Source organism: Vibrio sp. R10-SG3-ISO3, assembly GCF_059834225.1.
Genome location: NZ_JCBDHE010000051.1, coordinates 1 through 20,173, shown reverse-complemented (window position 1 = coordinate 20,173; position 20,173 = coordinate 1). Strand labels below are relative to the sequence as shown.

Annotated in this window: 17 protein-coding genes; 11 read left to right on the top strand and 6 right to left on the bottom strand. The window is 49.7% G+C overall.

Translation table 11 applies throughout. The annotated features are described in order from the left end of the window. Positions 1 to 816: a 4,5-DOPA-extradiol-dioxygenase gene (ygiD, locus tag AC6R1A_RS16050; RefSeq protein ID WP_500632959.1), complete on the top strand. Its 816-nt coding sequence runs from the start codon at positions 1 to 3 to the stop codon at positions 814 to 816. 92 nt (positions 817 to 908) lie between these two features. After that, positions 909 to 2,741, top strand: coding sequence for an ABC transporter ATP-binding protein/permease (locus AC6R1A_RS16045; protein ID WP_500632960.1), 1,833 nt, complete (start codon positions 909 to 911; stop codon positions 2,739 to 2,741). On the opposite strand, the gene malZ is transcribed toward AC6R1A_RS16045, so the two are convergent. Both malZ and AC6R1A_RS16035 read right to left on the bottom strand, forming a co-directional pair. Beyond that, positions 2,701 to 4,545 (bottom strand): maltodextrin glucosidase, encoded by a 1,845-nt coding sequence (gene malZ, locus AC6R1A_RS16040; RefSeq protein ID WP_500632961.1) that lies wholly within the window; start codon positions 4,543 to 4,545, stop codon positions 2,701 to 2,703. The two genes, AC6R1A_RS16045 and malZ, sit on opposite strands and share 41 nt — an antisense overlap. Next, positions 4,542 to 6,320: an alpha-amylase family protein gene (locus AC6R1A_RS16035; RefSeq protein WP_500632962.1), complete on the bottom strand. Its 1,779-nt coding sequence runs from the start codon at positions 6,318 to 6,320 to the stop codon at positions 4,542 to 4,544. Before AC6R1A_RS16035 ends, malZ begins: the two co-directional genes overlap by 4 nt. 424 nt (positions 6,321 to 6,744) lie before the next feature. On the opposite strand from AC6R1A_RS16035, the gene AC6R1A_RS16030 reads away from it, so the two are divergent. Together AC6R1A_RS16030 and AC6R1A_RS16025 are read left to right on the top strand one after the other, a co-directional pair. Then, the gene (locus tag AC6R1A_RS16030) at positions 6,745 to 8,325 is read left to right on the top strand and encodes a BCCT family transporter (RefSeq protein ID WP_500632963.1); all 1,581 of its coding nucleotides are present in this window, start codon (positions 6,745 to 6,747) and stop codon (positions 8,323 to 8,325) included. Positions 8,326 to 8,482: 157 nt separating this feature from the next. Beyond that, positions 8,483 to 8,677 carry a hypothetical protein gene (locus tag AC6R1A_RS16025; protein ID WP_334551586.1) on the top strand — a complete coding sequence of 65 codons (195 nt, stop codon included), beginning with the start codon at positions 8,483 to 8,485 and terminating at the stop codon, positions 8,675 to 8,677. 84 nt (positions 8,678 to 8,761) lie between these two features. On the opposite strand, the gene AC6R1A_RS16020 is transcribed toward AC6R1A_RS16025, so the two are convergent. Continuing rightward, on the bottom strand, positions 8,762 to 9,685 hold the full coding sequence (locus AC6R1A_RS16020) for a M14 family metallopeptidase (protein WP_500632964.1): 924 nt from the start codon (positions 9,683 to 9,685) through the stop codon (positions 8,762 to 8,764). Between the two features lie 424 nt (positions 9,686 to 10,109). Between AC6R1A_RS16020 and AC6R1A_RS16015 the strand changes: the two genes are divergently transcribed. Next, positions 10,110 to 11,471 carry an alpha-amylase family glycosyl hydrolase gene (locus AC6R1A_RS16015; RefSeq protein ID WP_500632965.1) on the top strand — a complete coding sequence of 454 codons (1,362 nt, stop codon included), beginning with the start codon at positions 10,110 to 10,112 and terminating at the stop codon, positions 11,469 to 11,471. 58 nt (positions 11,472 to 11,529) lie between these two features. Here the strand turns inward: AC6R1A_RS16015 and AC6R1A_RS16010 are convergent, their stop codons facing one another. After that, the gene (locus tag AC6R1A_RS16010; protein ID WP_500632966.1) at positions 11,530 to 12,138 is read right to left on the bottom strand and encodes an AraC family transcriptional regulator; all 609 of its coding nucleotides are present in this window, start codon (positions 12,136 to 12,138) and stop codon (positions 11,530 to 11,532) included. A gap of 230 nt (positions 12,139 to 12,368) precedes the next feature. Between AC6R1A_RS16010 and AC6R1A_RS16005 the strand changes: the two genes are divergently transcribed. Beyond that, positions 12,369 to 13,466, top strand: a complete 1,098-nt coding sequence (locus tag AC6R1A_RS16005) for a 1-acyl-sn-glycerol-3-phosphate acyltransferase (protein ID WP_487901604.1) — start codon at positions 12,369 to 12,371, stop codon at positions 13,464 to 13,466. A gap of 77 nt (positions 13,467 to 13,543) precedes the next feature. Here AC6R1A_RS16005 and AC6R1A_RS16000 read toward each other — a convergent pair whose 3' ends face one another. Continuing rightward, complete coding sequence (locus AC6R1A_RS16000; RefSeq protein ID WP_487901603.1) at positions 13,544 to 14,149, bottom strand: hypothetical protein; 606 nt, start codon at positions 14,147 to 14,149, stop codon at positions 13,544 to 13,546. Between the two features lie 124 nt (positions 14,150 to 14,273). Continuing rightward, positions 14,274 to 14,567, bottom strand: a complete 294-nt coding sequence (locus AC6R1A_RS15995) for a YfcZ/YiiS family protein (protein WP_487901602.1) — start codon at positions 14,565 to 14,567, stop codon at positions 14,274 to 14,276. Positions 14,568 to 15,065: 498 nt separating this feature from the next. On the opposite strand from AC6R1A_RS15995, the gene AC6R1A_RS15990 reads away from it, so the two are divergent. The 5 genes from AC6R1A_RS15990 to thrS form a co-directional block, all read left to right on the top strand. After that, on the top strand, positions 15,066 to 15,527 hold the full coding sequence (locus AC6R1A_RS15990; RefSeq protein ID WP_500629993.1) for a TetR/AcrR family transcriptional regulator: 462 nt from the start codon (positions 15,066 to 15,068) through the stop codon (positions 15,525 to 15,527). A gap of 294 nt (positions 15,528 to 15,821) precedes the next feature. Next, positions 15,822 to 16,826 carry a response regulator gene (locus tag AC6R1A_RS15985; RefSeq protein ID WP_500629999.1) on the top strand — a complete coding sequence of 335 codons (1,005 nt, stop codon included), beginning with the start codon at positions 15,822 to 15,824 and terminating at the stop codon, positions 16,824 to 16,826. Continuing rightward, positions 16,826 to 17,260, top strand: a complete 435-nt coding sequence (locus AC6R1A_RS15980; protein WP_334551613.1) for a PAS domain-containing protein — start codon at positions 16,826 to 16,828, stop codon at positions 17,258 to 17,260. Before AC6R1A_RS15985 ends, AC6R1A_RS15980 begins: the two co-directional genes overlap by 1 nt. Positions 17,261 to 17,329: 69 nt before the next feature. After that, positions 17,330 to 18,868: an NAD(P)H-hydrate dehydratase gene (locus AC6R1A_RS15975; protein WP_500632967.1), complete on the top strand. Its 1,539-nt coding sequence runs from the start codon at positions 17,330 to 17,332 to the stop codon at positions 18,866 to 18,868. A 203-nt stretch (positions 18,869 to 19,071) separates the two neighbouring features. Continuing rightward, positions 19,072 to 20,173: threonine--tRNA ligase (thrS, locus tag AC6R1A_RS15970; protein ID WP_500646200.1), on the top strand; the 1,102-nt coding region annotated here is incomplete at its 3' end.

Below are 20,173 nucleotides of genomic sequence, written 5' to 3'. Positions count from 1 at the left end.
ATGACCAACGTGACTTATCAACAACTAAAACGCTCATTGAGCGCATCCGAACGCATGCCAGTGATCTTCCTGGGTCATGGCTCACCGATGAATATCATTGAAGACAACCGCTACAGTCGTTCGTGGATGGAACTGGGTGCCAGTTTACCCACCCCTCAAGCGATCTTGGTGCTGTCTGCTCATTGGATGAGCCAAGGCTCGACCCTGGTCGATGTTTCTGCGCAGCCTCGCACCATTCATGATTTTTACGGCTTTCCCAATGCCCTGTATGAAGAGCAATATCCGGCCCTCGGGGCGCCAAGGCTCGCGCGAGAAGTGGTGCAGTTGCTTGACCACATCAACGCCCATGAAGATGAGACGTGGGGGCTTGATCACGGCGCGTGGGCGCTGCTGAAATCTCTTTACCCAGAGGCCAACGTTCCTGTGTTCCAGATGTCGATTGATGTTACGAAGCCGCTCGACTGGCATCTCAATCTCGGTAAAACATTGCGTGAACTTCGCCACAGTGGCGTCTTAATTCTCGGCTCTGGCAACGTGGTGCACAACCTACGCGCTCTGGATTTAGACGGTCATGTTCATGATTGGGCGCTAGAGTTCGATGATAAAGTCGGTCAGGCGCTGCAAACGCGACGCTTTTCATCCTTGGCGGATACGCGTGAGCTGGGTTCTCTGCTTTATCAAGCGAATCCAACGCTTGAGCACTATGTGCCTGCGCTAACGGTTGCGGGAGCGTCGGATGAACAAGATCGGCTTTTCTCTATCACAGGTGGCATTGAACTGGGCGCGGTGTCGATGCGTTCATTCCTCTTTTATTGATAAAGCCAATGGGTGCATGCTAGTGTGTGAGGTGGTAGTCTCGAAGCTGTTCAATAGCCTAGCGTCATCACGACGGAAAAAGAGACCATTTGATGGGACGAGCATCCACCAATCAGCAAAATCAGACATCTTCGGCAACACCAAGTGCCCAATCACGTAAAAGCTTAGCGATTTTATTCGAGTTACTGGCTTTTGTGCGTCCTTATCGCTGGCAGGTCATCGGCGCGTTGATTGCGTTGGTGGTGACTGCCTCGTTGACGCTTTCGGTGGGTCAAGGGGTACGCATGCTTATCGACAATGGCTTTTCACAGCAGTCATTGGCGGAGCTTGAGCAAGCGATTCTCTATATCGTGGCGGTCACCATCATGATTGCGGTGGGCACCTTCTTTCGCTTTTATCTGGTCTCATCGGTGGGGGAACGCGTCAGTGCGGATATACGCCTCGCGGTGTTTAATCATGTGATTTCTTTGCATCCCAGTTACTTTGAAACCAACAGCAGTGGCGAGATCATGTCACGCCTCACCACCGATACCACCTTGTTGCAAAGTATCATTGGATCCTCTTTCTCCATGGCGATGCGCAGCGCACTCATGTGTTTAGGCGCGATAGTGATGCTGTTTGCCACCAATGTGAAATTAACTTTGGTGGTGCTGGCGTCCGTGCCGTTTGTGTTGGTCCCGATTCTTTTTTATGGCCGTAAAGTTCGCGCTTTATCACGACGTAGCCAAGACTCAATGGCGGATGTCGGCAGTTACGCCGGCGAAGCGGTCGAACAGATTAAAACGGTGCAAAGTTATTCCCGTGAGGCGTTTGAGCGTGCGGCCTTTGCCACTGAAGTTGAAAAGGCCTACGACGTTGGCCGTCAGCGAGTGAAGCAGCGCGCCATATTGATTTCCGGAGTGATTGTGATCGTCTTTACTGCGATTGCAGGGATGCTTTGGGTCGGCGGAAGAGATGTGATTCATGGCACCATGTCGGCTGGCGATTTGGGCGCGTTCGTGTTCTACGCCATTATGGTCGCTTCCTCGTTAGGCACATTGTCTGAGGTCATGGGCGAGCTGCAACGCGCGGCGGGGGCAACAGAGCGTTTGGTCGACATTCTTCAAGTGCAAAGTGATATTGTCGGGCCGAGTGAGGCCATGAGCGACAGCCCAATCCAAGGAGCGAGCGTGCAACTGGATCAGGTGACGTTTCACTACCCATCGCGGCCAGATGTGGCGGCAATCGATAACCTCTCGCTTAAGGTCGCAGATGGTCAAGTGCTGGCGCTTGTTGGTCCGTCAGGCGCAGGAAAAACCACGCTATTTGAACTGCTACAACGCTTTTATGACCCGCAATCTGGTCAGGTGCGCATCGCAGGGCGTGATGTGAAGCAGTTTGAACCGAGTCAACTGCGCGAGTATATGGCGCTGGTTCCTCAACAGCCGACCCTGTTTAGCCAAGATGTGATGCACAATATTCGTTATGGTCGTCCAGACGCGAGTGATGAAGAGGTGATGCTGGCGGCGAAAAAAGCCCATGCGCACGAGTTCATTATGGCGCTGCCTGACGGTTACCACAGTTTTCTCGGCGAGCGCGGTGTGCGTTTGTCCGGTGGTCAAAGGCAGCGCATTGCGATTGCGCGAGCGATTCTGAAAGATCCCGCGATATTACTGCTCGATGAGGCCACCAGTGCACTCGACAGTGAAAGTGAACATCACGTTCAGCAGGCGCTTGAGCAACTGATGCAAGGTCGCACGACGTTGATCATTGCGCATCGTCTATCGACCATTCAACACGCGGACAGTATTGCTGTACTCGACGGGGGCCGGTTAGTTGACCAAGGCAGCCATGCGGCGCTGCTCGAGTCATGCGAGCTCTATCAGCGCCTGGTTGAATTACAGTTTAGCCACCAAGCAGCCGAGCGCCCATCGCTGGTAGGGTAATCTGCATAGATTCTCCTTCGACGGGGAGGGCGTGTTTGTCGAGTAAGTCGGTCAACACAAACACCGGTTTGGTGAGCTTCCACAGTGGAATAGAGACGATTTGGTTTTGGTTGCTGACGTTAAAGGCGGCAACAATCACTTCATCGCTTAGGGTACGCGCAAACACAAAGCTGTTGCCGTCGTGTACCAGAGGGACGTAATCACCGTATTGCAGCGCTGGGTGTTGTTTGCGCACGGCGATCAATGCCTGAAACAGAGCCAGAGTGGGGTTGGCATCCACCTTATCCCACGGCATGCAGCGGCGATTATCGGGGTCATGACTGCCTTCGAGTGCCAATTCACTGCCGTAATAGACGCAGGGTACGCCGACATAGCTAAATAGCAGCGTGGCAGCCAAGGCGTATTTTTCGGGTTCCTCTTTAACTAGCTCAACAAAGCGCGCAGTATCGTGGCTGTCGAGCTGATTCAACTGCGCTAATTGATTGGCCCACGGCAGTTTCGCTCTCGCCTCGGCTTGCCAATCCAAAAACTCGCTCACATTGATGTCGATTGGATCAAACGCGATGTCTAAACCTGTCAGCAGTGCTCTGAGTGGATGTGCAAACCCATAGTAGTTCATTGCGCCATCTTCTTGATCGCCTTGCAGCCATTGAGTCGCTTCAAAGAAGTGCTCGCCCAGTACGTAGCAATCCGGGTTGACTTGCTTGGCAGCGTCACGAAAAGCTTTGACGTAGTGCGCGTTGTTCTTTGCCCCTTCCCCTTCGCCCAGCATATGAATCACATCAAATCGCCAAGCATCAATGGAGTAGGGCGGTTTTAGCCAATGCTTGATCACCGCATCGTCCCCTTGATAGAGGTATTCTCTTACCTCTGGGTTGTCAAAATTGAGCACAGGCAGGGATTGTATGCCCTTCCAACCGATGTAATCTTGGCCCTCATCTTTAAACAAGTAGTAATCACGGTAAGGTGAGTTCACCGATTGATACGCGCCTAGGGTGTCATGCCAGCCTTGCAAGTTAAACCACGGGTGCTCGGTGGAGGTATGATTGAAGACGGCGTCCAACATGATGCGCATGTTTCGCGCGCGTAATTGCTCACATAATTGAGCAAAATGGGCGTTGCTGCCAAGGTGGTCGTCGACGTTGCGATAATCCGCGGTGTCATACTTATGGTTGCTGGGTGCGGTAAAAATCGGATTGAGGTAGAGCGCCGTCACACCCAGTGATTGTAAGTAATCGAGTTTACTTTCAACGCCGTAGAGATCGCCGCCATAAAATTCGCAGCCGCCATTGCCCTCCAAATCGACGGGTTCGCCCCAGCGTTTACGGATGACTGGCTTAGTACCACGAGACACCAGATACTCGCCCTCTTTCACGCTTAACTCTGGCTTGCCGTTGCAAAAGCGGTCAGGGAAAATTTGGTAAAACACTTGTTGGCTGACCCACTTAGGTGGCTGATGTTCGCGATTGTACTTAAAGTGCGTCTCTTTACCCGGCATGCGGGTGCTCACTTGCCGGCCATCGAGCCAGTACTGACGCTGGTTGCTCAGCAGCTTGAAGACATAGTGCGTGATGGCGCGATCTTGATTGAGTGGGAAACTGGCCGACCAGATATCCAAATAGGGCGTCTCGTCGACGCGGGTCATGGCCACCAAATACTCTTCGTTGTCGGGTTCATGGCGCACGAGAACCTTATCAAAGTGAATGCCTTTTTCCGTCGCTAAACGCAGGGTGAGGATAGGTTTGGTCTCATCTAGCGTGACCCAATCGCGAGATTGGCCATGAAAAAGATATGGCAGCGTCATAGTGTTTCCCCTAGTTCCAAGTAAAAAGCGCACAGTGGCGTAAAATTCAGAGTGGCTTGGCCAATCCCATTTTTGACCTGCAGTTGGTGTGTGTCGCCGCTCAGGCAGTTGGTCAAGACGTAGGTCCCCTCAGTGAGTTGCCATTGGGCGATGAGCGCTTCGTTTAACGTTAACGTCACCTCATGAGACTGCGTTTGGCTAAAATTAGTGGCGATGATCAAGGTTTGCGTCGAGCAAGAGCGCGCGAAGGCGTACAGGTAATCTTCGCCATCACCAAAGGCTTGGTGGTTGTCGGCATAGAGATCATGGTAGTCGCCACACAGCGCAGGGCTGTTTAACGTTAAGTTAAGCAGCCTTTGGTAGAAGTGACGCAGTGTGCGTTCTTGCTCGGTGAGTTGGCCGCCATCAAACTGGCCGTTATTCATCCAGCGTTGGTGATGAGGGATACCAATGTAGTCAAAAATAGAGGTTCGAGACGGCTGGCCATAGCCGGCCATTTCAGCGCCGGGTTCTGCAACTTCTTGGCCGAAATAGATCATGGTCGGCGCGCTCGATAGGCACGCCGAGACTAACATGGCCGGTATGGCGTTTTCACCCGAAGCGCAACACGCGGGTGAAGCGAGACGTTGCTCGTCATGGTTCTCCATAAATTTGAGCATATGATGCTCAATATCGCGCAGTTGGTATTCAATGCGGCCTATCTTGCTGGTGGAAGCGCATCCTTGGGTGACCTTAATCAGGTGATCATACAGATCCACCTTGTCGTAGAGGTAGTCCATCTTGCCCAGTTGGATGTAATCACGATAACGATCGGGTTGGTATACCTCGGCAATCACTATCGCGTCGGAGTTGGTGTGCTTAATGTGTGCGTTGAGGTAGCTCCAAAACTCGACCGGTACCATCTCGGCCATATCAAATCGAAACCCGTCGACGCCTTTGTCTAGCCAGTAAAGCGCGATATCACGAAATTTCGTCCAAGAGTCCGGCACATTTTGCGATTGCCAAAAATGCAGGTGTTCGCCGCAATCTAAATGGCGATAGTGCGCAGGCAGAGAGGCAAAATCGTGGCTACCGTCGGGCCTTACCCCATAATTGATTTTTACCGTTTCATACCAGTCGTCGGCGTTGGGCTGAGCCAAGCGTGAACCGTTGCCGGTCCATTTGGCTGGGTACTCAACGTACGCTTCTTCTAATGCGGGATGAGCCTCTCCCCCGAGCGGGGGATTCGTCGCCAATTCGTCAGGCACTGAGAAGTGTTCGCCGGGCAAGTAATAGAAATTATTGTCACGATGATAGATTACTGAGGTGTCATCGTCGGCGCCAAAGTCGCGCACGCCAGGTGGGTTATTGTGTCCTTGGTAAACCCGCGCGACATGGTTCGGGACTATGTCGATGATCACTTTAAGCCCCGCTTTATGAGTGCGCGCAATCAGCGCCTCAAACTCTTGATTTCTGTGTTCCGGATTGTCAGCAAGGTCGGGATTGACGCTGTAATAGTCCTTCACGGCATAGGGCGACCCTGCTCTGCCCTTGACGATACTGGGATGATCACTGCGTATTCCACATTGCGAATCGTCGGTGACCCGCGCATGGTGCGGCACACCGGTATACCAAACATGGGAGATGCCGAGATCTCGAATGGCCTCTAGTGCGCGAGGCGTCAAATCGCTGAATTTGCCAACACCATTTTGTTCGCGAGTTCCCCAAGGAACGTTGGCGGTACAGATATTGCCAAAAAGGCGAGTAAAGACTTGGTAAAGGGTAATTTTGTTCATGCTTCACGAATTGTGGTATGGAATGTTGATCGGATGAAGGCAAAGTGTAGAACAGTCAATTGGGCCATCCCTCATCCAAAGTAAAAATATGAGGGGCGTAGATCTGTTTTTTTGTGATCTTGCTATGTTTTTCTGTGAGCTCACTATATATTGCGCGCGAGTGTATTTGTGAGACATATTGTTTTGTCACATATCCACACTGAATGAGGGCTAAGTTTGATGGAGAAAAATGATTCGCTGTCTAAATAAAACATGCATATATTGAGCCGGAATTGATAGGTTTTATGTGATCATTGCTCGTTTTTTTAGTAAATGATACAATTTCTTTCGGTAAGTTATAATTAGTGTTCAAATTATCAGGAGACGGCTTTGCGCTTTGTGCTGTTGAACCAAAACAAATACTGCGCGAGCTAAAAACTAATTTATGGATAATGAATTTAAAAAATACAGTATCGACACGACGGATTATCAAGTTGGTCAAGACAACGTTCAAAAGTGGGGGTTTGATATCCACAACCCCGTTTTTGGTATCAGCGCAGGACTCGTCATCCTCTGTTTGGTCTCTTTGTTGGTGGTTGAACCAGCAACAGCGCGCGACGCACTAAATGGTTTACGTAACGGTATCATTGCCGATTTTGATGTCTTTTTCATGTGGGCGACAAACTTCTTTGTCGTGTTTGCGATAGCGCTCCTCTTCTCGCCCCTAGGTAAAATTCGCATCGGTGGTATCGATGCGAAGAAAGAGTATTCCACTGTCTCTTGGCTTTCTATGCTGTTTGCCGCGGGCATGGGTATCGGCCTTCTTTTTTGGAGTGTAGCTGAGCCTACGGCCTACTTCACCGATTGGTGGGGCATGCCGTTAAACGCTGAACCGTATTCCGATCAGGCGAAGTCCCTGGCGATGGGGGCGACGCTGTTCCACTGGGGTATTCATGGCTGGGCGATTTATGCGATCGTCGCGCTTTCTCTGGCGTTTTTTGCCTATAACAAGGGGCTACCTTTGTCGCTGCGCGCCGCGTTTTATCCCATTTTTGGTGACAGAGCGTGGGGTTGGTTAGGTCACGTGGTCGATATTCTTGCGGTGTTGTCGACGCTGTTTGGCTTGGCAACGTCTCTGGGTCTAGGGGCACAGCAGGCGACCAGTGGGATTAACCATGTGTTTGGTCTTGATGGTGGCACCGGCTTACAGATGGCGGTTATCGCTTTCGTAACCTTTATTGCGGTCATTTCTGTCATTCGTGGTATCGATGGCGGCGTGAAAGTGTTGTCAAACGTCAACATGATTGTCGCGTTTGCACTGTTGGTGTTTGTGCTATTCGTCAGTTTTGATGTCGCGACCACTTCAATCTGGGACTCCACGGTTGCCTACGTACAAAACATCTTGCCGCTGAGTAACCCTCATGGCCGTGAAGACATCGACTGGATGCATGGTTGGACAGTCTTCTACTGGGCATGGTGGGTATCTTGGTCACCGTTTGTAGGGATGTTTATCGCTCGAGTTTCGAAAGGTCGTACCGTTCGTGAATTTATTTTTGCCGTGATCGTGATTCCAACTGTGGTGACGCTGATCTGGATGGCGGTGTTCGGTGGTATTGCACTGGATCAAGTGGTCAATAAAGTCGGAGAGCTGGGCACCAATGGCTTAACGGATATTTCACTGACGCTGTTCCATGTCTATGAACAGTTGCCTTACAGCTCCATTATTTCTGTACTGTCTATTGCCTTAATCTTGGTGTTCTTTGTGACGTCGTCGGACTCGGGCTCTTTGGTGATCGACAGCATTACGGCGGGGGGTAAAATTGATGCACCTGTCCCTCAGCGCATTTTCTGGGCGTGTATTGAGGGTTCGATCGCGGCGGTGATGCTTTGGGTCGGAGGCAAAGAGGCCCTGCAAGCCTTGCAGTCGGGCGTGGTCGCGACCGGTCTTCCTTTCACGCTGGTGCTGCTGGTGATGTGTGTCAGCTTATTGAAAGGCTTGAAGTCTGAGCTGCCCGCTTATCAGTAAGTGATTTAGTGGTAATGAAAGAATGAAAATGAGCACAGCGATGTGCTCATTTTTTGTAGTGATGCTCACAAATCGAAATTAAGGGGCAGGCCTTGCCTGGCATCGCGTCTACGCTTAAGTAAGAAGACACAACAGCAACGTCAAAAAGGAGACAATGATGGCTACGTTTAAGCAGGACATCCCGCACCGCGTGACGGTTTATCATGATGACCTTGAGCAAGAGAAAGCGCTAAAAGAGGCAATGAAGCCAGAAAAGCCACGTTACTTTAACGGCAGTCCTACTTATCAAGCAGACAGCATCGAAGAATTCAAAAGTAAAATCAGTCAGGTGGGGTTGTCGTTAGACAAATAATCACTCACATCGATTAAAGAGGCAGCCTGTTGGCTGCCTCTTCTTTTACCTGTGTTCTATTGTCTGTGGTATGACGCTTTTCGGTTACTGATTCTGGCCGAGCACGTACTCAAGTCCACCGACAATCGCCGCAACTTGAGCCGCATTGCACTCCTCGTCGGTCACGCTTGCGCTGTCTGGATACACTTCAGTTGTGGTGCCGTACAAGCAGGTACTGACACCACCACATAGGCCAAGTTTTTTCATTGGATAGAGAATGACGCCGTGGCTTACGACAGGAGATCCAATGATTTCGCCTTTTTCGTCCGCTGGGGCGATGTGCGTGACTTCGCTCACCGCGTTAATCACGGCGGCTTGAAAGTCTAATTGCGGATTGTCGCTATCGCCAACAGTGTAAAATCCGTCGGGAATCATGCCTTCTATGTACTCAAGGCCATCACGAGCGGCCAGTGCCGGGCGAAACTCACTTTCATCGGTATCGGTGGTTTCATGCAGGTCGATGTGCACCAAGATTTCTTCGTTGATGCTTTCAACTAGCCTCATCAATTGCGCGGATTCTTTGGCAGGGGAGTTGGCGTAAAAAGAGCGATTGGGGTCAATGGCACTGGGGTTCCAGCGATTGATGGTTTCATAGCCCCAAGGGCTGACACACGGCGCGACGATCACATTGAAATATTGGCTGTAATGGACCATTTTTTCTGCGGCAAACGCCAGCGCACCGTGGACACCACTGGTCTCATAACCGTGTACGCCGCCAGTGATCAACACCACTTTTTTACTTGCGTCCCATTGGCGGCTTCTGATGCAGTAAAGTGCGTAATGCTGCTCGTCGTAGTCAAGTGAGCCGTATTGTTCAACGTCGAATTGACCACGAAGTGCTTCAATCTTACTCACGACTTGCTGCTGATAATCGCGCTGTTTTGTCACGCTCGCTCGCCAAGCCGCTCGCTCTGTGTCCATCCATTTCTGCCCGCGTGTTCCGATAGGGTAAGCGTGTGTTTGATTCATTGGTGACCCCTTGTCATTGGTGATGGGCACACAGCATAGTGATAGCTTGCGCAAGAGGCAATCATTGATGGGCGGCTGCTGGAATTTAGTGCGGCTCGTAAACACTGATAGCCGATAATGCACCATAGACACACCACATCGGAAACCATATCAATTCGGACTATACTCATTGTATATCTGCACCCTTATCCGTCGCTTCTCACGACGATGTGGCTTAGTCAATGAATCAATCAGGCTGACGATTATTGAGCAAGCTTATGTGAGTTGACGCCCATTTACCATCGAACAACACCTCTCTACGCCTCGCACCTACTACGGCAAGAAGCGGATAAAGGGGGAATCGCAAGCGGATCTCGCTTTGGTAAAATGGCAGACAATCGGGCTACCGACGTAGCCGTTTGACAAAAAGGTAAAGGAAATCGTGATGTTAATCTCGAATGCAACCGACGTCATTTTGCATGCTTTCGATTGGCCTTATGAGATGGTCAAAGCGAGAGCAACAGATATTGCTAACGCGGGCTATAAATCCGTGTTGGTGTCGCCACCGATGAAATCGCTTAAGCGCGAACAAGGCACACAGTGGTGGCAGCGGTATCAACCGCAAGATTATCGAGTGATAGACAATCAATTGGGTAACACCGAGCAATTTACCGCGATGATTGCCACGCTGAAAGCGCACAAGGTGGAGGTCTACGCGGACGTCGTGTTTAACCATATGGCGAATGAATCCTCGTTACGTGATGATTTACACTACCCCAGTGCTGCGGACATAGAGACCTACCAGAAGGACAAGGCGTATTACGAGCGCCAACGTTTGTTTGGTGATTTGAGTGAGCCACTGTTCGATCACGATGACTTTGTCGAAGCGTTCGGCATCTCGGATTGGCAGGACAAATGGCAAGTGCAAAATGGCCGAATTACTGGCGGGCCAAGCGATCCGGGGCTGCCTACTCTGCGTGATAACGCGCATGTGGTGAGCATGCAGCAGCAATACCTCAAAGCCCTAAAGGCACTCGGGGTCAAAGGGTTTCGCATTGATGCCGCAAAACACATGACGCTGGAGCATCTGCAAAAAGTGTGGACGGATGAGATTTGTCACGACGTGCATATTTTTGGTGAGATCATCACCAGTGGCGGTGCGACCAAGCCAGAGTATGATCTCTTCTTAGAGCCCTTTCTTGCTCAAACCGATCTCGGAGCCTACGACTTTCCCCTGTTTCAAACACTGTATGACGCGCTACAGCCGAAAGGAAGCTTGAAAAGCTTGGTGGATCCTTATTGCTTTGGCCAAGCGCTATCGGAAAGTCGAGCGATTACGTTCGCCATTACCCATGACATTCCCAATAATGATGTCTTTGCCAATTTGGTGATGGATGAGACGTTGGAGTGGTTGGCTTACTGCTACATTTTGGGCCGAGATGGCGGTGTACCGCTGATCTATACCGATCTCGATACCAGTGGCATTCAAGACAGTACGGGGCAGCCTCGCTGGCAATCCTCTTGGAAGGATAAAAAAATGTGCGCCGCCATTGCCTTTCACAATCAAATGCATGGCAAGCCGATGCGCATCATTGAAGCCGGTGACGATCTCTTGGTGTTTGCTCGTGGCAATAATGGCCTTGTGGTGGTCAACAAATCGACACGCAGTCAAACCATAGAGCGAAAAGAGGGAATGGCGATGAGGGATGTGCTGACAGGAAAGACAGTGTTTGGTTCAGAAAACGCGCTGACTGTGGCCCCTAAAAGCGCCATGATGTTGGTACACCACTCCAATGAAACTCCGTAGGTCCAAAGATGTTTAGTCGGGGAGTTTGAAATAGACGGGTTGGCTAGGCGTGCATCACCTAGCCAACCAGTGCTTGTTCCAGATTGTCGAACAGGGCGTCGTTACCATCAAACCATCGTTTGATTACCTGGCTGCGCGCTTGACCTGACAGCATCTGTTTACGCGCTTCACGTACTCTGAGTAAAAGTTGCACTTCACTTGGCAACGGGCTTTGCGCTCGCAGGGTTTTGTCGCTTAACCACTGATTGAGCTGTTTAGTGAATGTGGATTCGCTCAGCTTAGGCGTAATCGAGGGCAATTCATCACGGACGACCGTCAGTAGCGGAAGCTGTTTTTGTCTGTCATCAACCGTGCTTAAGCGATCAAGCAGCGCGGTTAGCAGAGGGGTGGGCTGGATGTAGCCCGCTTGCCTTACGAGTGGCAGTTGGGTGCGTATCGATACCTCGATGCGATCCAGTTGAGTGTTCGGCGTATAGGTGACGGCCGCTAGGGTATCAAATGGCAGCCAAAAGGTATCGCCAGGCTCGACGACGTACTCTTTTTTGCCCAAGCGGATAAAGACGAATCCTTGAGTGACGCGCAGCAAACCGTGCTTGATGGTGTGACGACGTGGTGTTGTCGTCAGATACTCGTGGGATTGCGCTTGATAGGAAATGGCGTAATGCATGGAAAAACTCACTCTTTATGGGGCGACAAGAGTACCGTTTTCTAATTGAAATGCCAATCTTGCCGGTGACCTACACAATCAAATCACGCTTTTCGGCCTCAAGTGGTGACGGTTTGCGCAAAAACGGGCCGACGTTCTGGTCTGACCTTACTAATTGTGCGACAACGATAGCTGCTAAGCGCATAAACTCCGCGTAGAATAAGCCAGCTTTAAATTTGATGTAGTAGACCATGACCACAACCACAGACCCATTTGTAGACATCCGCCCTTACAACGACGACGAAATTCCTGCTGCGATTGAACGCTTAATTAATGATGAAGAGTTTATCAGCGCCATCATAAAACATCGCTTCTCACACCGTGGACGCTGGTTTAGTGCGCTGATGTCGCCATTGGTGAAAATCGCGCTAAAAATGAAATGGTCTAAGCTCAACTCTGTTGAAACCATTCAGTTGGAAGTGAAATCCTACCTTGAGCGTACACTTAACACGACAACAGACGGCGTCACCTACAGCGGCTTAGACCAGCTAGATCCTAATCAAGCCTATTTGTTTGTCTCTAACCACCGTGACATTGCCATGGACCCGGCGTTGGTTAACTATGGTTTGCACGTGAATAATCACAAAACTGTGCGCATTGCGATTGGCGACAATTTGTTGAAAAAACCGTGCGCAACGGAGCTGATGAAGCTCAATAAGAGCTTTATTGTTAAACGTTCAGCCAAAGGTCCGCGTGAGATGATGAAAGCGTTGGGCACCTTGTCTGCGTATATTAAACACTCTCTCGACACTGGTCACTCGATTTGGATTGCACAAAAAGAGGGCCGAGCGAAAGATGGGAATGATTTTACTGATCCTGCGATTTTAAAGATGTTTCATGTCGAAGGACGTAAACAGAAAATCGATTTTGCGGACTACATCCGCTCACTCAATATTGTCCCGGTCTCGATTTCTTACGAATATGATCCCTGTGATAGTGCTAAGGCTCTGGAACTGCATCAAAAAGAGACTCAAGGTGTTTATCAAAAAGGTGAGTTTGAAGATATCGAAAGTATCATTCAGGGTATTGTGGGCTACAAAGGCCGCGTCCATGTGGCATTTGGCGACGTAATTCAATCGGGTTGTGATAGTCCTGATGAGTTGGCGAGTACTATCGACGAGCAAATTCACCGTCACTACAAGTTATTCCCAATTAACTTGCTGGCCTCTGGCGATGAAAGTGTCGAAGACGGGGTTAAGCAGCGCTTAGCCGACAAATTGCAAGCGTTACCAGAGGGCGCGCAGCGCCACCTGATCGCTAGCTATGCCAATCCGGTGAAAAACCAGTAAGCGGTATTCGCGGTTCAATTAATAAGGGCACAGTAGTTTGAATACTGTGCCCTTTTTTCGGTCGGTTAGTGCTCACTCTAGGGAGCGACCGCACCGCCGAGGGTCAGATTGGTCGGCCAACGGCTAATGCGATTTCCACCAAGGAAGATATTGCCATTGACAGTCATGGTGTCTGGAAAGGTGGTGATGGCGGAGCCGCCAATATAGAGGTTCCCATCAACCGTCAGTCCTTCCGGCAGCTCGGTCAGTGGTGTGCGCATCACACTCAAATCGCCTTTAACGCGAAATCTAGGTGGCAAGCTTGCTAGAGGCGTGTCAGTAAAATTGAGAAAACCACCCACCTGAATACCGGGAGGCCAACGAGTCACTTGTGACCCGAGGAGGTTGGCATAGCCGCGTATTTTGACCCCAGGGGCGATTTTTTTCAGCTCGCTGTTTGAAGCATCCAAACTGCCTTCAATCTCTATCCCTTTCGGAATTTGTGTCATTTGAGTTTTGGCAATATTGAGATTGCCCTTGATCACTAGGCCATCAGGCAAAGAGGTGTAGGGCTTGTTGCGCAGATCCAAGTTTCCGTAATTATCAAGATGATTCAAAATACGGTAGGTGTCGAGTGGCTCCCCGACAGCGATACTGGAGGCGGCACTGAGCCAAAGCGCAACAAGTTTAACGAGATACTTCATGAACACTCACGATGAACAGACGTGTGTTTAGTATCAGAGAGAGCGGGCTTAGGGTCAATTTTAAGCCAATAAAAAACGGGGATGGACCCCGCTTTTAACACATCAACACACTCTATACGTGTGATTAGCGCGCCAGTGAACGTGTTTTGAGTTCAAAAATCAGTTTTTCAGCGCTCACTTCAAATTTGAAGTGTGCGGTCAGCTCTTTTGCGTCATCGGCGATAGGAGATACTTGATACTCCACGTTCTCAGACACTTGTTTCGCCAGTTCAAGATATTTGGCCAACTCAGCTTCAAGCAACGTTTTGTTCTCAGCGAAGATGGTCACTTGTGCAACATCGTCACCTTCTTTGATGATGAAGCCCATTTCGCCTGCACAGCCACACGCTTCGCATACTTGTTCTTGTTCAGTGCTCATAGTCACTATCCTCTTACAAAGTTTGTGGTCATTTTATCGGTTTATTTGAAGTGAATCCACACAAAAACCCATGATGCAGCATGACATACCATTTACTGTGCTACGCTGTAAGATGTCAGTGGGGCGCTTGATTGATTGTGAATGAATCCTATTATCAGTGTGATCTTTGTCAATTAATTGAGAAAATTAATGATAATTACTCACGCCGAATGTGCGCTCTCGGTTGTCAGTCGGGGGGATTTATAAGATTATCGGCGGTCTTATTATATACAGAAGTAATGATGTCTTTGCATTTCATAAAAATGCCCTATGGCCTTTTGTGAAAACTTAGCTTACGCCAGATCGTTAGATTTTGCGTTGCTCTGCATTAGCCACGACACGAAATGCGCTCGCGCGCTTTTCATTGCCAGGGTGTTATGCACCGTAAAGCTAACTCGTAGAGGTGTCATGTTTGATTCACTTTGATTTAGATGGATATACAAAGAGAAGAGCCTAAACATGCCTAAGCGTAGTAAAGAAGATACTGAAATCACCATTCAGAAAATAATGGATGCCGTCGTAGACCAACTGTTACGCCTCGGATATGACAAAATGTCATACACCACATTGAGCCAACAAACCGGCGTGTCGCGAACTGGGATCAGTCATCACTTCCCGAAAAAAACCGATTTTACCGCCGCTTTGGATGGCCGTATTTTCAAAATGTTTGTTGAACACTTGGATTTTGATCACTCATTAAATGAGTTTTCGGCCAGCTGGTTAACGGCGCTAGATAATCCAGAATTTAAAGCGATTTTACGACTGCTATTCCACCATGTGGTGACGTCGCACAACGCCCCTGAATTTGCGTCAAATGGAATTGAGCGTCTATACAAAACCGTAGAAACTCAGTTTGGTGATGAGAGTGCAAAAGAGCTCGAGTGGTTGATGGGTAAATCCCTTGTCAGCATGACCGCTTAATCATCAAATCGGAAAAAATCTTAAACCGCGCCCTGTGAAGACAGGGCGCGGTTTTTCTTTTTTAGTATGTTAAACGCGAAGTGACGCTCGTGTAGAATCGTTTCTACGACTATTATTGTTGCGAGTTAGAAACGGTAGTCTCCGATTAGTTTGATAGCTGCGAAGCATTGATTGACAAACAATCCTCTGATGAGACATAGGAATTCTCTCTATATTAGTGTTTCATAATGCTCGCTTTGCTAACTATCTGTTACACTGAAAGTATTAAACCAATAACTAGCAGTAGGTGCATGAATGTCTTTACCTGTTCTTATTTGTGATGATTCTGCTTTAGCCCGCAAACAAATGGCGCGTTCACTTCCTGCTTCGCTGAATGCCGACATCAGTTTTGCGGTTCATGGCCTCGATGCATTAAAACAGCTTGAAGAGAACTCATTCAAACTGATGTTCCTCGATTTGACCATGCCTGAGCTGGACGGGTTTGGCACCTTAGATGAGATCCAAAAACGCAACATAGACATTCCGGTTGTGGTTGTGTCAGGGGACATTCAGCCCAAAGCGAAAGAGCGTGTGATGTCTTTGGGGGCGAAAGCCTTCATCCAAAAACCTATCAATCAAGACGCGTTGAAAGCGGTTCTACGCGATCTGGTGGAACCTCAGGCCAAGCCACAAATCGTGACTCCCGTGTCTCTGGAATTGCCGGTTCTTCGCCGCCGTGACATCTACATGGAAGTGGCGAACGTGTCGATTGGTCGCGCCGCAGATGCGCTTGCGCGCCACTTTGATGTGTTTGTCCATTTGCCGCTGCCGAACGTCAATATTTTTGAAGTGAGCGAGCTGCACATGGCGCTCAGAGACTTGGCGGAAAATGACCAAGTCTCCGGCGTGTGTCAAGGTTTCAGTGGCGAGGGGATTGCCGGAGAAGCGCTGGTCTTGCTCAGTGACTCCAGTGTCTCCGATTTGAAAAAACTGATGAAAGTGCCTGCGGACAGTGAGGAGTTGGAAGAACTCGAACTCCTAATGGACGTCTCTAACATCCTCGTTGGGTCGTTTTTAAATGGTTTGGGCCAACAAGCTGAAGTTCGCTTTTTCCAAAGCTCTCCGGTGTTACTCGGGCAGCATATTTCGATTGACTCCGTTATTGAGTCAACGACGGGATCTTTTAGCAAAACCATGACCTTTGAGGTGAGTTATAACATCGACGGTACATCGATTCGTTGTGATTTACTGTTTATGTTTGTCGATGAATCTCTGCCACTACTCGACAATAAGCTGGCGTACTTGATGGAGGACTTTTGATGTTGAATCTTCCTGCTGAATTTGAGCAATTCCACTGGATGGTGGATATGGTACAAAACGTCGATTTGGGCTTAATCGTCATCGACCGTGAGCATAAGGTCCAAGTGTGGAATGGCTTTATGACCCATCACAGCGGCGTGCAATCTCATGATGCGATCGGCAAGTCTTTGTTTGAGCTGTTCCCTGAGATCCCTCAAGACTGGTTTAAACTCAAAACCAAGCCGGTCTACGACTTAGGCTGTCGCAGCTTTATTACGTGGCAGCAACGTCCTTATTTATTTAAGTGTCGTAACGTGCGTCCGGTGACGCAACAAGCCGATTTCATGTATCAGAATATCACCCTAAACCCAATGCGCACGCCAACCGGTGAGATTCGCTCGCTGTTTCTCTCGATTCAAGACGCCACGGCGGAAGCCCTTGTCTCAAAAAAGTGATCGATAAGGTCGCGATCTAGGCTGGGATTGTGCGACAGTGAGAGCACGATTCTAGCCAGTGAGTGACCTATGGATTCCACAACCCTACCACGGTGGCTTTACACTGCCGATCAAGTCAAACAAGGTGAAGTGCTGGCTGCCAAGCGAGCCAATATCACGCTTTATCAATTGATGGAGCGCGCAGGACACGCGATTTTGACGCTTATTCAGCGCTTATACCCTGAAGACAAGTCGATCACGATATTGTGTGGAACGGGCAATAATGGCGGTGATGGATTTGTGGTCGCTCGTCTTGCTCGTCAAGCGGGGTATGACGTTACTCTGTGGCTAAGTGGCGATGAATCTAAACTGCAAGGAGACGCTGAGACCGCGAAGTTCGCCTTTGTGCGCTCGGGAGGCGAGATCCGTTATTTTAAAACTGAGCATCATGCCGAACTGCTCAAGCGGGATCTTTTGCGCTCAGCGCTGATTGTCGATGCATTACTTGGCACCGGATTAAAAGGGTCGGTTCGTCAGCCGACGCAAGCCATTATCGACACGGTCGCTGAGAGTCTCTCTCACACTCCCTGTCCAGTCATCAGTGCCGATGTGCCGTCTGGGCTATGCGCCGACTCTGGCACTCGACTAGGAATTAAGGGCAAGTCACCATGCATAGCGGCCGACCACACTTTAACCTTTATTGGTATTAAGCGCGGACTGGTGACAGGGGAGGCGAGGGCCGTGATGGGTCAACTCCACTTCGATGGTTTGGGGGTAGATGAGTCCTTTTCGTCCCTGGTCCGCAGTAACACGGAGCGGTTGTCAGAATCTGAGATGCAAGCACTTAAGCCAAAGCGGCATGCTTTAGCACATAAAGGCGATCACGGGCGATTGCTGTGTGTGGGCGGCAACCAAGGCTATGGCGGTGCGATTCGTCTGTGCGCTCAGGCTGCGGCGCGAAGCGGTGCTGGTCTTGTTCGCGTTCTGTGCCACCCACAGAATGTCACCGCGCTTCAAGTCGCATGTCCTGAAGTGATGAGTGAAGGATGGCGAGAAAACTTAGCCATGATCAGTCGCCGTTTTGCAGGGCAAAAAGTGTTGGCTATTGGACCTGGCTTGGGTCAAGACGCTTGGTCTCACGCATTGTATGATCATGCCGCGCAATATGAACAAGTTAAAGTCGTCGACGCCGACGGTTTAAATCTACTTGCCAATCAACCCAACTACGATGAACGGCGTGTCATTACCCCACATCCCGGCGAAGCGGCTAGATTACTGGCTTGCTCGGTGGCAGAGGTGGAAGTGGATCGCTTTACCGCAATCAAGGCTTTGCAACAACGATACGGCGGCACCGTCGTTCTCAAAGGAGCTGGGACACTCATTTATGATGGCGAGGTGACCTCTGTGTGTCTTGCGGGCAACCCGGGCATGGCGAGTGGTGGTATGGGCGACGTATTGACCGGAATTATCGCGGCGTTATTGGCTCAAGGATTATCACTCAGCAACGCGGCAAAGCTTGGCGTCTATCTTCACAGTCTTGCGGCGGATGAGTTAGCACGGCGCGAAGGGCAGGTTGGTTTGCTCGCCAGTGATCTTATTACTGAGGTGCGTTACCAGCTCAATCAATAAGCCAAATCATCACTTTTTTGTGACATTGATTGTTATTTGAGTCAGTTACGTTAGAATGCTCGTTCGCTCCTGAGTTGTGCATCCGTATTTGCATATAAAAGGAGCTGAATTCTCGCCTTTGACGGCCATTATCCCGGCCGTGAAAGATACGTATGAATTGCAAGTGTTGCTTGGTGTGCAACACCACTGTAAAGGACAGTTAAATGCCTATTATTACTCTTCCTGACGGCAGTCAGCGTCAATTTGACAACCCTGTTTCTACTCTTGATGTCGCGCAATCTATCGGCCCTGGTCTGGCGAAAGCTACTATTGCGGGTCGTGTTGATGGTCAACGTGTCGATGCTTGTGATCTCATCGAAGCGGATGCAAGCCTTGAAATCATCACAGTAAAAGATGAAGTGGATGGTCTTGAAATAGTGCGCCACTCATGTGCGCACTTGTTAGGTCACGCGATTAAGCAGCTTTATCCGAACGCGAAGATGGCGATCGGTCCGACCATCGATAGTGGCTTCTACTACGACATCGACTTAGAAGAGTCATTGACGCAAGAAGATCTTGAAAAGATCGAAAAGCGCATGAAAGAACTGGCGAAAACCAAGTACCCAGTCATTAAGAAGAAAGTCAGTTGGCAGGAAGCACGTGATGCGTTTGAATCACGTGGTGAAACTTACAAGATGGAAATCTTGGATGAGAACGTCGCACGCGATGACCGTCCAGGCCTTTACCATCATGAAGAATACATCGATATGTGTCGTGGTCCTCACGTACCACATATGGGTTTTTGTCAGCACTTTACGCTACTGAATGTGGCGGGTGCTTACTGGCGTGGTAACAGCGACAACAAAATGTTGCAGCGTATTTATGGTACGGCTTTCCACGACAAGAAAGCGCTGAAAGCGCATCTTACACGCTTAGAAGAAGCCGCCAAGCGTGACCACCGTAAAATCGGTAAGCAGCTGGACTTGTTCCACATGCAGCAAGAAGCACCGGGTATGGTGTTCTGGCACCACAATGGTTGGTCTATTTTCCGTGATTTGGAAGTGTTTGTTCGTGAAAAACTGACAGAGTACGACTACCAAGAAGTGAAAGGTCCGTTGATGATGGATCGCGTGCTTTGGGAGCGTTCAGGTCACTGGGATAAATACGCCGATGCGATGTTTACCACGTCGTCAGAAAACCGTGAATACGCCATCAAACCAATGAACTGCCCAGGTCACGTACAGATCTTTAACCAAGGTCTGAAATCTTACCGTGACTTGCCTCTGCGTATGGCGGAGTTTGGTTCTTGTCACCGTAATGAACCGT